General features: G+C 71.8%; 14 protein-coding genes. 9 read left to right on the top strand and 5 right to left on the bottom strand.

All coding sequences use genetic code 11. The features are described 5' to 3' along the window. Positions 1-4: 4 nt before the first annotated feature. Together ychF and JKJ07_RS11150 are read right to left on the bottom strand one after the other, a co-directional pair. Positions 5-1,090 carry a redox-regulated ATPase YchF gene (gene ychF, locus JKJ07_RS11155; protein WP_202991375.1) on the bottom strand — a complete coding sequence of 362 codons (1,086 nt, stop codon included), beginning with the start codon at positions 1,088-1,090 and terminating at the stop codon, positions 5-7. 22 nt (positions 1,091-1,112) lie between these two features. Continuing rightward, positions 1,113-1,928: an alpha/beta fold hydrolase gene (locus JKJ07_RS11150; RefSeq protein WP_202991374.1), complete on the bottom strand. Its 816-nt coding sequence runs from the start codon at positions 1,926-1,928 to the stop codon at positions 1,113-1,115. Between the two features lie 108 nt (positions 1,929-2,036). Between JKJ07_RS11150 and JKJ07_RS11145 the strand changes: the two genes are divergently transcribed. The 4 genes from JKJ07_RS11145 to JKJ07_RS11130 all read left to right on the top strand — a co-directional run bounded on the left by JKJ07_RS11145 (position 2,037) and on the right by JKJ07_RS11130 (position 7,167). Further along, positions 2,037-3,455 (top strand): AlkA N-terminal domain-containing protein, encoded by a 1,419-nt coding sequence (locus JKJ07_RS11145; RefSeq protein ID WP_202991373.1) that lies wholly within the window; start codon positions 2,037-2,039, stop codon positions 3,453-3,455. A gap of 20 nt (positions 3,456-3,475) precedes the next feature. After that, entirely contained in the window at positions 3,476-3,973 is a 498-nt protein-coding gene (locus tag JKJ07_RS11140; protein WP_202991372.1) for a methylated-DNA--[protein]-cysteine S-methyltransferase, read from the top strand. A 40-nt stretch (positions 3,974-4,013) separates the two neighbouring features. Beyond that, positions 4,014-6,551: a valine--tRNA ligase gene (valS, locus tag JKJ07_RS11135; RefSeq protein ID WP_202991371.1), complete on the top strand. Its 2,538-nt coding sequence runs from the start codon at positions 4,014-4,016 to the stop codon at positions 6,549-6,551. A 67-nt stretch (positions 6,552-6,618) separates the two neighbouring features. Next, the gene (locus JKJ07_RS11130) at positions 6,619-7,167 is read left to right on the top strand and encodes a hypothetical protein (protein ID WP_202991370.1); all 549 of its coding nucleotides are present in this window, start codon (positions 6,619-6,621) and stop codon (positions 7,165-7,167) included. Here JKJ07_RS11130 and JKJ07_RS11125 read toward each other — a convergent pair. Further along, entirely contained in the window at positions 7,164-7,919 is a 756-nt protein-coding gene (locus JKJ07_RS11125; protein WP_202991369.1) for a hypothetical protein, read from the bottom strand. The two genes, JKJ07_RS11130 and JKJ07_RS11125, sit on opposite strands and share 4 nt — an antisense overlap. Positions 7,920-7,973: 54 nt before the next feature. Here JKJ07_RS11125 and JKJ07_RS11120 point away from each other — a divergent pair, with 54 nt between their 5' ends. Then, positions 7,974-9,107: a DNA recombination protein RmuC gene (locus JKJ07_RS11120; RefSeq protein WP_202991368.1), complete on the top strand. Its 1,134-nt coding sequence runs from the start codon at positions 7,974-7,976 to the stop codon at positions 9,105-9,107. On the opposite strand, the gene JKJ07_RS11115 is transcribed toward JKJ07_RS11120, so the two are convergent. Then, the gene (locus JKJ07_RS11115) at positions 9,104-10,117 is read right to left on the bottom strand and encodes a 4-hydroxy-3-methylbut-2-enyl diphosphate reductase (protein ID WP_307834239.1); all 1,014 of its coding nucleotides are present in this window, start codon (positions 10,115-10,117) and stop codon (positions 9,104-9,106) included. The two genes, JKJ07_RS11120 and JKJ07_RS11115, sit on opposite strands and share 4 nt — an antisense overlap. Positions 10,118-10,169: 52 nt before the next feature. Between JKJ07_RS11115 and JKJ07_RS11110 the strand changes: the two genes are divergently transcribed. From JKJ07_RS11110 to JKJ07_RS11095, 4 genes are read left to right on the top strand one after another with little or no spacing between them, the layout of a single operon-like run. Then, positions 10,170-10,676: a hypothetical protein gene (locus JKJ07_RS11110; RefSeq protein WP_202991366.1), complete on the top strand. Its 507-nt coding sequence runs from the start codon at positions 10,170-10,172 to the stop codon at positions 10,674-10,676. Between the two features lie 56 nt (positions 10,677-10,732). Further along, entirely contained in the window at positions 10,733-11,320 is a 588-nt protein-coding gene (locus JKJ07_RS11105) for a hypothetical protein (RefSeq protein ID WP_202991365.1), read from the top strand. A gap of 9 nt (positions 11,321-11,329) precedes the next feature. Continuing rightward, positions 11,330-12,559 carry an exodeoxyribonuclease VII large subunit gene (gene xseA / locus JKJ07_RS11100; RefSeq protein WP_202991364.1) on the top strand — a complete coding sequence of 410 codons (1,230 nt, stop codon included), beginning with the start codon at positions 11,330-11,332 and terminating at the stop codon, positions 12,557-12,559. After that, positions 12,556-12,759, top strand: coding sequence for an exodeoxyribonuclease VII small subunit (locus JKJ07_RS11095; protein WP_202991363.1), 204 nt, complete (start codon positions 12,556-12,558; stop codon positions 12,757-12,759). Before xseA ends, JKJ07_RS11095 begins: the two co-directional genes overlap by 4 nt. Before the next feature lie 4 nt (positions 12,760-12,763). Here JKJ07_RS11095 and JKJ07_RS11090 read toward each other — a convergent pair whose 3' ends face one another. Continuing rightward, positions 12,764-13,336: a DUF4245 domain-containing protein gene (locus JKJ07_RS11090; RefSeq protein ID WP_307834211.1), complete on the bottom strand. Its 573-nt coding sequence runs from the start codon at positions 13,334-13,336 to the stop codon at positions 12,764-12,766. Positions 13,337-13,340 lie beyond the last annotated feature (4 nt).

Genomic DNA, 13,340 nt, shown 5'->3' with positions numbered 1-13,340 from the left:
GCGACTACACGTTGAAGCGGAACTCGACGACGTCGCCGTCTTTCATGATGTAGTCCTTGCCTTCCATGCGGACCTTGCCGGCGGCCTTGGCGGCTGACATGGAGCCCGCGGTCATCAGGTCGTCGAAGGAGACGATCTCGGCCTTGATGAAGCCGCGCTGGAAGTCGCTGTGGATGACGCCCGCGGCTTCGGGGGCGGTGGCGCCGACCGGGATCACCCAGGCGCGGGCCTCCTTCGGACCGGCGGTCAGGTAGGTCTGCAGGCCCAGCGTGTTGAAGCCGACCCGGATCAGCTGGTCGAGGCCGGGCTCGGTCTGGCCCGTGGATTCCAGCAGCTCCTGCGCCTCGTCCGGCGGCAGGTCGATCAGCTCGGACTCGATCTTCGCGTCCATGAAGACGGCCTCGGCCGGGGCGACCAGGGCGCGCATCTCGTCGAGGAACGCGGTGTTGTTGAGCTCGTCCTCGTCGACGTTGAAGACGTAGATGAACGGCTTCGTGGTCAGCAGGTGCAGCTCGCCCAGCAGCTCGACCTCGACGCCGGCCGCGGCCGCGCCCTTGTGCAGGGTGACGCCGTCGTTGAGGACCTTGAAGGCGCCCTCGGCGGCGGCCACCACGGGGGCCCGGTCCTTCTTGAGCTTGGCCTCTTTCTGCAGGCGGGGCAGCGCCTTCTCGACCGTCTGGAGGTCGGCCAGGATGAGCTCGGTGTTGATCGTCTCGATGTCGTCGGCGGGCGAGACCTTGCCGTCGACGTGCAGCACGTTGGGGTCGGAGAACGCGCGCACGACCTGGCAGATCGCCGTGGCGTCGCGGATGTTGGCGAGGAACGCGTTGCCGCGGCCCTGGCCCTTGGAGGCGCCGCGAACCAGGCCGGCGATGTCGACGAAGCTCACCGGGGCCGGGAGGATCTTCTCGCTGCTGAACAGCTCGGCGAGCCGACCGAGTCGCTCGTCGGGCAGCCCGACCACGCCGACGTTGGGCTCGATCGTCGCGAACGGGTAGTTCGCGGCGAGCACGTCGTTCTTGGTCAGGGCGTTGAACAGGGTGCTCTTGCCGACGTTCGGCAGGCCGACGATTCCGATGGTGAGGCTCACGGAACGTCAGTCTACGCAAGCCTCACCGGAAGAACTTCCGCAGTTCCGCCGCGACCAGTTCCGGCTTGCCCCGGTTGTCGGCCGCGAGATGCCCCACGCCGCTCAGCGTCACCCGCCGCACGTGTGGCAGCACGGGTTCCAGGCCGTTCAAGACCCCTTTCAGGTACGCCGGGGAGCGCTCGCCGCCGAGCAGCAGCGTCTCGGCTTCGACCGCGGCGAAGCGGGTCAGCGGTCCGGCCGACTCCGCGACGACGGTCGCGTCCTGGCGCATGGTCGGCACGAGCTTTCCGAACGGCGTGTAGTCGGCCGGCCGGTTGTCGCGCGCGTCGAGCTGCATGCCGAGCCGGACCAGCGGGGTGAGCAGCACGCGGGGTGCGAACCGCAGGTCACCGGTGCCCTTGACGGTCGTCACGAAGGCCGCCGCCGTGCGCCCGGCGGCCATTTCCTTCTCGAAGCGAGGGCGCCACGCAACGGGGTTGAAATCCCCATGGGGAAGCGGCGGCTCGTAGAGCGCGAGCTGCTGGATCGGCAGGAAAAGGGCCGCCTGCAAGGCGATCACGGCGCCCGAGCTGAGCCCGAAGACGTTGCCCGCCCCCGTCTGGTCGAGCACCGCCCTGAGGTCGTCGATCTCGGTCCGCACGCCGTAGTCGTCGCCGACCGGGCCACTGCGGCCACGGCCGCGGCGGTCCGGAACGTACACGGTGAAGGTTGTGGCCAGCGCCAACGCGAGCCGGGTGAAGTTGCGGGACGTCTGCATTCCGCCGTGCAGCAGCACGATCTTGGGACCGCCGCCGCCGAAGGTCCGATACCGAATGTCGGTCGCGCCAAGCGTCTCCATGCGTCAACCGTAGTTGACACAGCCTCAGTCGTCAACCAAAGTTGACACGAGACGCTCATGTCCGAATCCCGCCAGCCATCCGGGCCCGAAGGCAGGAGACTCATGGGCATGGAACTGGACTTCGAGCGGTGCTACCGCGCCGTGGACAGCCGGGACCAGCGCTTCGACGGCTGGTTCTGCACCGCGGTGACCAGCACCGGCATCTACTGCCGCCCGTCCTGCCCGGCGATGACCCCGAAGCGGGAGAACGTCCGCTTCTATCCGAGCGCAGCCGCCGCCCAGCGCGCCGGTTTCCGCGCGTGCAAACGCTGCCGCCCCGACGCCGCGCCCGGCTCGCCCGAGTGGGACGTCCGAGCCGACCTGGTCGGGCGGGCGATGCGGCTGATCGGCGACGGCGTGGTCGACCGCGAGGGCGTGCCCGGCCTGGCGAGCCGGCTCGGCTACACCGAGCGCCACCTCAACCGCCTGCTCACCGCGGAGCTGGGCGCCGGTCCCCTGGCGCTGGCCCGGGCGCAGCGCGCGCAGACGGCCCGGATCCTGATCGAGACGACCGACCTGGGCCTGTCCGAGATCGCCTTCGCGGCCGGGTTCGGCAGCGTGCGGCAGTTCAACGACACGATCCTCGAGGTGTACGCGCAGGCGCCCGGCAAGCTGCGCGAGAAGCGCCCGATCGCGCGGGCCGAGGCGGGCACGATCAACCTGCGACTGGCGTACCGCTCGCCTTTGCACATCGCGTCGCTGCTCGACTTCCTCGCCACGCGCGCGCTGCCGGGCGTCGAGGAGCGCGACGGGAACTCGTACGGGCGGGGTCTGTCCTTGCCGCACGGAAGCGCGACCGTGACGCTCACCCCGGCCGACCGCTGGGTCTCGGCGACGCTGCGGCTGAGCGACGTGCGCGACCTGGCGCCGGCCGTGGCCCGCTGCCGCCGGCTGTTCGACCTGGACGCCGATCCCGAGGCCGTCGACGCGACGCTGGGCGCCGATCCCGCGTTCGCCGAGACGGTGGCGAAGGAGCCCGGCGTACGGGTGCCGCGCTCGGTCGACGGGTTCGAGATGGCGGTCCGGGCGATCGTCGGGCAGCAGGTCAGCGTGTCCGGCGCGCGCACGACGCTGGGCCGCATGATCCGCTCGTTCCGGCGGCCGGACGGGCTGATCGGGTTCCCGAGCGCGGCCGAGATCGCCGAGCTGCCCGACACCGCGTTCGGGATGCCCGCGAAGCGGCGCGAGTCGATCCGGGCGCTGGCCGACGCGGTCGCCGACGGCAAGCTCGACCTGAACCCGGGCTCGGATCGCGACGAGACGGTTGCCCGCCTGCAGGAGCTGCCCGGCGTCGGCGCGTGGACGGCCGGCTACGTGGCGATGCGCGCGATCGGCGATCCCGACGTCTTTCTCCCCACCGACCTGGCGGTTCGCCGCGGCGCCGAGGCCCTCGGCCTGCCCGGCGACCCCAAGACCCTCGCCACGTACGCCGAGAGGTGGCGCCCGTGGCGGTCATATGCGCTCATCCGCCTGTGGCGAGCGTCCTGAGTCACCCCCTGGAGGACACCATGTTGAAGTACCGCACCCTCGACACCCCGGCCGGCCCGTTCACGGTCGTCGTGAGCGATACCGGCGGCGTCCGCGCGGCCGGCTTCACCGAAGACGTGGGCGAGCTCGTCCCGCTCATCCACCCCGACCTGCGCGACCCCGCGGAGCCGGCCGACGACGTGGGCCCGGTGGCCGGGCACGTGCGGTCCTATTTCGACGGTGACCGCGCCGTGCTCGACGCCGTCGTGGTCGAGCAGTTCAGCGGCGGCGAGTTCATGCGGCACGCGTGGCAGGTCATGCGCGAGATCAAGCCGGGCGCCCCGGTGACCTATTCGGAGTTCGCCCGGCTCAGCGGTCGCCCCGCGGCGATCCGGGCGGCCGCCGCGGCCTGCGCGCGCAACCCGGTGGCCCTGTTCACGCCGTGTCACCGGGTGTTGCGCACCGACGGCTCGCTCGGCGGCTACCGCTGGGGCCTGGAGGTCAAGCGGGTGCTGCTCAACCACGAGGCCCAGCGTTAATCACAGGTCGAACGGCCCGGTCGGCCGTAGCATTCAGCGCATGACTGATACGGGAACGACCGGGCGCGCCGGTCTCCCCGAGCGGCCGTCGCTCGACGGCCTCGAGGACAAGTGGGCGCGCACCTGGCAGGAGGAGGGCACGTATGCGTTCGACCGCTCGAAGGAGCGGGCGGATGTATACGCGATCGACACGCCTCCGCCGACCGTATCGGGCGAGCTGCACATGGGGCACGTCTTCTCGTACACGCACACCGACACGGTCGCGCGGTTCCAGCGCATGCGCGGCAAGGCCGTCTTCTATCCGATGGGCTGGGACGACAACGGCCTGCCGACCGAGCGCCGGGTCCAGGTCGTCTATGGCGTCCGGTGCGACCCGGCGCTGCCCTACGACCCCGAGTGGCAGCCGCCGGCCAGCCCGCCGAAGCAGGCCGTCGCGATCTCGCGGCGCAACTTCGTCGAGCTGTGCGGGCGGCTGACCGCCGAGGACGAGAAGGCGTTCGAGGCGCTGTGGCGGCGGCTCGGGCTGTCGGTCGACTGGGGCCTGACCTACACGACGATCGGGCGGCGGTCGCAGGCCGTCTCGCAGCGGGCCTTCCTCGACAACCTGGCCCGCGGCGAGGCGTATTCGGCCGAGGCCCCGACGCTGTGGGATGTCGGATTCCGGACGGCGGTCGCGCAGGCCGAGCTGGAGGATCGGGAACGGCCCGGCGCCTATCACCGGCTGCGCTTCCACGGCCCCGACGGCCCGGTCGAGATCGAGACGACCCGGCCCGAGCTGCTGCCGGCCTGCGTCGCGCTGGTCTATCACCCCGGCGACGAGCGCTACGCGGGCCTGACCACGGTCCGCTCGCCCTATTTCGACGTCGAGGTGCCCGTCCTGGCCCATCCGGCGGCCGCGAAGGACAAGGGCACCGGCATCGCGATGGTCTGCACGTTCGGCGACCTGACCGACGTCATCTGGTGGCGCGACCTGCAGCTCGAGACGCGGGTCGTGCTGGGGCGCGACGGCCGGTTCCTGCCCGACCGCCCGGCGGATGTCGCCGAGGCGGCCTATCGCGACTTCGCCGGGCTGACCGTCAACGCGGCCCGGCGCGAGATCGTCCGCATCCTGACCGAGACCGGTGACCTGCTGGGCGAGCCCCGGCCGATCACGCACCCGGTCAAGTTCTACGAGAGGGGCGACTCGCCGCTCGAGATCGTCACGAGCCGGCAGTGGTTCTTCCGCAACGGCGGCCGCGACGAGCGCATCCGGGAAAAGATGATCGAGCGCGGGCGGGAGCTGCGCTGGTTCCCCGAGCACATGCGGCACCGCTACGAGCACTGGGTCAACGGCCTGACCGGCGACTGGCTGGTCAGCCGGCAGCGGTTCTTCGGCGTGCCCATCCCGATCTGGTACCGGCTCGACAACGCTGGCGAACCGGATTACGACAAGTTTCTCATACCGGACCAATCGGCCCTGCCGGTCGACCCCTCCTCGGAGTGTCCGCCCGGCTTCGACGATTCTCAGCGCGACGTTCCGGGCGGCTTCACGGCCGACCCCGACGTGATGGACACCTGGGCCACGTCGTCGCTGACGCCGCAGATCGTCGGCGGGTGGCACGACGATGAAGATCTGTTCCGCCGGGTCTTCCCGATGGATCACCGGCCCCAGGCCCACGAGATCATCCGTACGTGGCTGTTCTCCACGGTCCTGCGGGCCGACCTGGAGAACGGCGTGCTGCCGTGGCGCTCGGCCGTCCTGTCGGGCTGGATCCTCGACCCCGACCGCAAGAAGATGGCCAAGTCCAAGGGCAACGTCGTCACGCCGCTGGCCCTGCTCGAGCAGAACGGCTCCGACGCCGTGCGCTACTGGGCGGCCAACGGGCGGCCCGGCGCCGACCTGGCCTTCGACCCGGCCCAGATCAAGGTCGGGCGGCGGCTGGCGACCAAGCTGCTCAACGCGTCGAAGTTCGCGCTCGGGCTGGGCGCGGCTGAGGCGCTGCGGCAGCCGGTGACCGAGCCGCTCGACCGGGCGATGCTGGCCCGGCTGGCCACGGTGGTGTCCACGGCCACCGAGGGTTTCGACCGGTACGACCACACCGAGGCGTTGCAGGCGACCGAGGCGTTCTTCTGGACGTTCTGCGACGACTACATCGAGCTGGTCAAGGAGCGGGCGTACGCGCAGGGGCCGGCGGCCGACTCGGCCCGGGCGGCGCTGGCGGCGGGGCTGTCGGTGCTGCTGCGGCTGTTCGCGCCCTTCCTGCCCTACGTGGCCGAGGAGGTCTGGTCGTGGTGGCGTTACGGCTCGGTGCATCAGTCGACCTGGCCCACGCCGTACGAGCTGACCCGGGTCGCCGGCGAGGGTGACGCCGCGCTGCTCGACCTGGCCGGGGAGGCGCTGCGGCAGGTCCGGCGGGCCAAGTCGGACCGCAAGCTGTCGATGAAGGCCGAGGTGCCGCTGGCCGAGGCGCTCGGGCCGGCCGAGCTGCTCGACCGCCTGGCCCTGGTCGAGGGTGACCTCAAGGCGGCCGGGCGGATAGCCAAGCTCGACATGCTGCCGGGCCGCACCCCCGAGCTGGTCATCGCCAGCGCGTTCTGATGTCCCACGGGTCCCGGCTCTGGCGATTTCGCCGGAACCGGGGCCCGCGGCAGGGCAGCATGAACGCATGCCGATCGCGCCCGAGCAGGTCGAGGCGCCCGCCCGCGACGCCGTGCTGTTCAAGTCGTCGCCGGTGCGGACGTTCCTCGCGCTCTTTGTGCTCCTGATGCTGTCGTTCGCCCTGGTGGCGCCGCTGGCCGCGCTGCTGGGCGCGGGCGGGGCCGGGTATCGCTGGTGGCAGACCGCGCTGCAGGCGGCCGTGGTGGCCGGGCTCGCGGCCGGGGCCTACACGTATTCGACCCGCGGCTCGCTGACCACGTGGGTGCGGGTCTCGGCGGGCGGGCTCGAGCTGGCCGCCCAGGACAGCGATCCGATCCTGCTCGACTGGGCCGACATCAAACACGTGACCGTGCGCCGGGAGGGCTTCAAGAACCTGCTCGAGGTCACGCCGGTCGACCTCGACGTCGTGCATCCGGTGCAGGACGAGCAGGTCGGGCCGCCCGCGCTGGCCGAGACGGTGGACGGGCAGTCGTTCACGGCCGACCTCAGCGAGATCTGGCCGAGCCCGCGACGCCTGCGCCGCGAGCTGGCCAAATACCTGCCCGCCGACGGCTAGAAGTCGCCGCCGAAATCCCCGCCGCCGAAATCTCCGCCGCCGAAGTCGCCACCACCGAAGTCGCCGCCGCCCATGTCGCCGCCGTCGCCGCCGAAGTCCTGCGCGGCGTCGGCGTAGCCGTCGGAGAAGCCGTCGCCGTAGCCCATGTCACCGAAGCCGGGCGAGAGCAGCGCGTCGAAGATCAGCATGCCGCCGAGCACACCCGCGCCCGCGCCGAGCGCCGTCTTCCAGACCGGCGTCGAATACCACCCGGCGGGCACCGGGCGACCCTGGACGCGGCCGCCGGGGTAGTAGTAGGGCGTGTCGGCGCCGGGCTGCGGGCCCGCCTTGTAGGCGTGGCCCTGGACGTTCACCTCGCGCTCCTTGGTGAGCTGACCCGCGCCCTGGGCGGCGGCGAGCGCCGGCAGGTCGGGGCCGGGGTCGATGCCCATGGCGAGGCGCGCGGCTCGCACGTACTGCAGGCCCTCGAGAGCCGACTCACGGGCCAGCTCGTACTGCTTGACGGAGTTGGCCTGCTGCAGCTGACCGCCGGCCGCGTTGTAGCGCTCGCCCGCGTCGGAGAGCGCCTGCCGGGCGGCCGCGTCGTCACCGTGCAGGTTCATCAGCTGGCCGCCGAGCCGCTCGTACCACCGCTGGGCCTCGGCGCGCGCGTCCTCCAGCCGGGTCTGCTGCGACGCCGCGCCGCTGCGCCGGGCCAGAAGGATCACGAGGAGGACGACAATGACGATGCCGAGAATCAGCAACACGCTCATGTTTCCACGGTACCCGCGCATTTCCCGTGGCCAGGGTCTGGCAGGCTCCGGTATGTGACTGTTTCGACGCTCGTCGTAGTGCTTGTCTGCTTGGCCGTCGGCGGAGCCCTGGGCTGGCTCGCCGCACGCCTGCGGGCGGCCGCCGACATAGCGCGGCTCGAGGCCACGGTTCAGGCCCGCGCCGACGGCGAGGAACGCCTCGAGCAGTCGCTGCGCTCACTGTCCTACGAGGCCACCGCGCAGTCCCAGGAGGCCGTCGCGCGGGCCGTGGCGCCGCTGCACGAGACCCTGCGCCGCTACGAGGAAAGGGTCGCTGAGCTGGAGCGGGACCGGGTGGACGCGTACGCCGAGCTGCGCGAGCAGGTGCGCACGATGAGCACGGTCTCGGGCGAGCTGCGCACCGAGACCAAGCAACTGGTGGCGGCGCTGCGGACCCCGCAGGTGCGCGGCCGGTGGGGCGAGCACCAGCTGCGCCGGATCGTCGAGGCGGCCGGCCTGCTGGAACACTGTGACTTTGCTGAGCAGGTCACGGCGGCAACGGACAATTCCGGCGTACGGCCCGATCTGGTCGTCAAGCTGCACGGCGGCCGAACGGTCGTCGTCGACGCCAAGGCGCCCCTGGAGGCGTACCTGTCGGCGTTGGAGGCCCGTGACGAGCGAACCCGCGACGGCTTCCTCGATCAGCACGCCCGGCACCTGCGCGCGCACATCGACGCGCTGGCGGCCAAGGAGTACTGGACGGCGTTCGAGTCGGCGCCCGACTTCGTGGTGCTGTTCATGCCGGCCGACCCGTTCCTCGACGCCGCCCTGCGGCACGACCCGGCGGTGATGGAGCACGCCTTCCGGCGCAACGTGGTGCTGGCCACGCCGGCCACGCTGATCGCCATGCTGCGCACGGTGGCGTTCTCGTGGCGACAGGAGGAGCTGGCCCGCAACGCGGTCGAGGTGCACAGCCTGGCCCGCGAGCTGCACGCCCGGCTGGCCACGCTGGGCGACCACGTGGGCAAGCTCGGCGCGTCGCTGGGCGGGGCCGTCACCGCGTACAACCGGGCGGTCGGCTCCTTGGAATCGCGGGTGCTGGTCAGCGCGCGCAAACTGGCCGAGATGGGCGTCTCGGACGACGAGATCCCCACCCCGATCCAGCTCGAGGTGGCGCCCAGGCAACCCCAGGCGCCGGAGCTCAGCTAGCCCTTTGCTGCCGCAGCCTTCATGTCGCGGCGGAGCTCCTGGGGCAGGGAGAACGTGAGGCGTTCCTCGGCCGTGGTGAACTCGGTGACCTCGCCGAAGCCGCGGGTGGCCAGGTGGCCCAGCACCTCCATGACCAGGTCTTCGGGGACGCTGGCGCCGGACGAGACGCCGACCGTGGTGGCGCCCTCGAGCCACTCGTCCTGGATCTCGGCGGCGTAGTCGACCAGGTGGCCGGCCCGAGCACCGGCGTTGAGCGCGACCTCGACCAACCGTACGGAATTGGAGGAATTGGTCGAGCCGACGACGATCACGACGTCGCACTCGGGCGCGATCTCCTTGACCACGTGCTGACGGTTCGACGTGGCGTAGCAGATGTCGTCGCTCGGCGGCGACTGAAGCAGCGGCAGCCGGGTCTTGAGCCGGGCCACCGTCTCCATCGTCTCGTCGACCGAGAGCGTGGTCTGCGACAGCCAGACGACCTTCGAGGGGTCGCGCACGACGACCTGGTCGACCGAGTCGGGGCCGTCGACGAGCTGGATGTGCGCGGGGGCCTCGCCGGACGTGCCGATGACCTCCTCGTGGCCCTCGTGACCGATGAGCAGGATGTCGTAGTCGTCCTTGGCGAAGCGCTTGGCCTCGTGGTGCACCTTCGTCACCAGCGGGCACGTCGCGTCGATGGCCTTGAGGTTGCGCGCCTTGGCCTGCTCGTGCACCTCGGGCGCGACGCCGTGGGCCGAGAAGACGACTGTCGATCCCTCGGGGACCTCCTCGTTCTCCTCCACGAAGATCGCGCCGGCCGCCTCGAGCGTGCTGACCACGTGTTTGTTGTGCACGATCTGCTTACGCACGTAGACCGGGGCGCCATAGAGCTTCAGCGCCTCTTCGACGGTCTGCACCGCACGGTCGACACCCGCGCAGTAGCCGCGCGGCTTGGCCAGCAGGACACGCTTCCGAGGTTCGCTCACCCGGCCATGGTACGTGCCGGGGCCGACACCCGGCCGGGCTGCGATCAGCGCCACAGCGGCCCTCGACCCGGACGGCGTTCACCGGGATACTCGTCGGGTGCTTGACGAGGACAGGCGGGACAAAACGGCCGTCACGGGACGCGCACTGCGGTTCATTCTGGGTGCGTTGTCGCTGGTCGGCGGCATGACGTGGATTCTGCTCAACCTGCACGCGAGCAGCGCCGCGCTCGACGTCGCGGTGGGCGCGGTGCTGGCGACCGGCGGGCTCGTGCTGCTGATGCCGCACCGGATCCGGCTGCCGCGCCTGCTGACCGGGGCCGTGACGGCCGGGTTCGCGCTGATCGGCACGGGGGCCGGGCTGCTCGCCGGGCAGTCGCGCACGTGCTGCCAGTTCGCGTACATCAGCGACCGCGGGTGGCCCTATCACTGGCTGCAGCGGGGCGCGGTGGCCGACGACGCCGAGACGGCATACCGGCTGGCCCAGTCCGCCTCCTGGACGGCCGACCTGCTCACGCTCGCCGCCGACCTGCTGATCTGGTCGTACGTGGGTCTGATCGTGGTGGTGGCGGTCGTGCTGATCGGCCGGGCCCGGCGTACCCCCTGAGTGCATCTGGGGCGAATCGCCGATGACGGGATTCGTTTGCCGAGATACTCGGACCCATGCCTCAGGCCGCCGAGGACGAACCCGGCTCCCTCGCCTCGATGATCGCGACGCTGCGCCTGATCCTCGGGTGGGCCTGCGTGGCGCTCGGCGTGCTCAACCTGGCCATGGGCCTGGTCTCGGCCACGTATGTGACCTTCCACGTGGTGCTGCTGATCACGGGTCTGCTGCTGCTCGGCGCGGGCCGCGTCGGGCGGCTGCCGTCGGGTGTCGCGGCGCTGGCCGGCGCCGGGGTGGCCCTGGCCGGACTGGTCGGCACGGCGATCCCCGCGCTCGCGGTGGAGTGCTGCTCGAGCGGCTACGTGACCCGGCACGGCTTCCCGTTCACGATGCTGGCCCGCGATCCCGGCGGGTGGCGGTTCGACCCCGCCCGTACGGTGGCCGATCTGCTCTTCTGGCTCTGCGTCGCGGTGATCGTCGCGCTGGTCGTGGCCCAGGTGCGCCCGGCCCCGGCGAAGCCGCGGAAGCCGCGCGTGACCGCGTCGCCGTGGGCGTCGGCCCACTCCGAGCCGCGCGCCACCGGGAGGCACGCCCGGGACGACCGGCCCCGGGCGGCGGACGACGAGAATGTCGGAGGCCTTCCGTAGTCTGGCCGGGTGACTGAGTCCGCGCCGCCGCCCAAGAGTTCCGCCGAGGAGCCGTGGCCGGTCCGCGTCGTCAGCCAGAAGGTCAGCGCCTGGATCGCCAAGCTGGGCTGGGTGTGGGTCGACGGCCAGGTCGCCCAGATCAGCCGCCGCCCCGGCTCCACCGTGGTCTTCCTGACCCTGCGCGACCCCTCGGCCGACCTCAGCCTCACCGTCACCGCCCACCGCGACGTGCTCGACTCCGGCGCGCCCGGGCTGAGCGAGGGGGCCCGGGTCACGCTGCACGCCAAGCCCGAGTTCTATCCGGCCCGCGGCACCCTCAGCCTGCGCGCCGACGAGATCCGCCAGGTCGGGCTGGGCGAGCTGCTGGCCCGCCTCGAACGGCTGAAGAAGCTGCTGGCCGCCGAGGGCCTGTTCGCCCGCGAGCGCAAGCGCCGGCTGCCGTTCCTGCCCGGGCGGATCGGCCTGATCACCGGCCGGGCCAGCGCCGCCGAGCGCGACGTGCTGATGAACACGCGCCGCCGCTGGCCCTCGGTCGACTTCCGGGTGGTCAACGTGCCGGTGCAGGGCCCCACCGCGGTGCCCCAGATCATCGACGCGCTCAAGGTGCTCGACAACGACGACACGATCGACGTCATCGTGATCGCCCGCGGCGGCGGCAGCGTGGAAGACCTGCTGCCGTTCAGCGACGAGGCGCTCTGCCGGGCCGTCTTCGGCGCCCGCACCCCGGTGGTCAGCGCGATCGGCCACGAGACCGACGCGCCGCTGCTCGACTACGTGGCCGACCTGCGCGCCTCCACGCCGACCGACGCGGCCAAGCGCATCGTGCCCGACCTCGGCGAGGAGACGCAGCTGATCGAACACGCCCGGCGCCGGCTCGACCGGGCCGTGCTCACGCTGATCGATCGCGAGACCCACCGCATCGAGTCGTGGCGCTCGCGGCCCTCGCTGGCCCGCCCCGAGCAGCTGATCGACCAGCGCGCGACCGAGGTGACGGCGCTGCGTGACCGGGCCGTGCGCAGCCTCGAGCACCGGGTGCGCCGGGCCGACGACGAGCTGCGGCACACGGTCGCCCGGCTGCGCGCGCTGTCCCCGGCGGCCACCCTGCAGCGGGGCTACGCGATCGTGCAGCGCGACGACGGGCATGTGGTGCGCGCGGCCGACGAGGTCAAGGCCGACGATGTGATCAGGGTGCGGCTCGCCGAGGGCGAGCTGCGAGCAGCCGTACGGGAGAACGAGTGAGTGACGAGAAGCTGAGCTACGAGCAGGCCCGCACCGAGCTGGCCGGCGTGGTCGAGCGGCTGGAGCAGGGCGGCAGCTCGCTGGAGGAGTCGCTGGCGCTGTGGGAGCGCGGCGAGAAGCTGGCCGACGTCTGCCAGCGCTGGCTCGACGGGGCCCGCGAGCGGATCGAGGCCGCCCGCGCCGCCCGCAGCGAGAGCTGACCCCCTACTTCAGCGAGCCGGCCAGCGTTTCCAGATTGCCGACGTCGGTCTTGCCGACGATCACGATCGTGCGGGTCTGGTCGGCCAGGACCAGCGCCTGCTCCCCCGGCCGGGTGTCGTAGAGCTGCCACACCCCGGCGGGCGAGCGGAAGGTGCCGACCCGCTCGGCCTCCTTGGTCAGCTCGGTGGGCAACAGCGTGGCCGAGGGCACGTTGCTCTGCACCAGCTGCACCGGGTCCTTGTCGGGGTCGACGTAGCCGACCCGCAGCGTCGCGCCGTTCTCGGCCCGGCGGAAGGTGGCGGTCGAGGTGTGCCAGTCGTCGCTCAGGCCGGCCGGCGTCAGCACGGGGAACAGGCCGGCCCGCTGGGCCTCCTGAAACGTCGGCGCGGCGTCGACGGAGACCGGCTTGTCGCCGTCGAGCACCAGCCGATAGAAGGTGAGCAACAGCGCGATCGGGATCAGCAGGACGGCCAGCGACATGATCATGTCTCGGGGCGAGCGCCCCTCGCCGCGGCCGAGGCGCGCGGGCGGGTCGGCCGGGGCGGTCGCGGGTGCGGCGGGCGATGCGGGTTCCACCCAC

The sequence above is a fragment of the Paractinoplanes lichenicola genome (genome assembly GCF_016785085.1).
GTDB classification, from domain to species: domain Bacteria; phylum Actinomycetota; class Actinomycetes; order Mycobacteriales; family Micromonosporaceae; genus Actinoplanes; species Actinoplanes lichenicola.
Note: the sequence above shows the minus strand (reverse complement) of the source record. Positions and strands in the feature narration are given on the sequence as shown.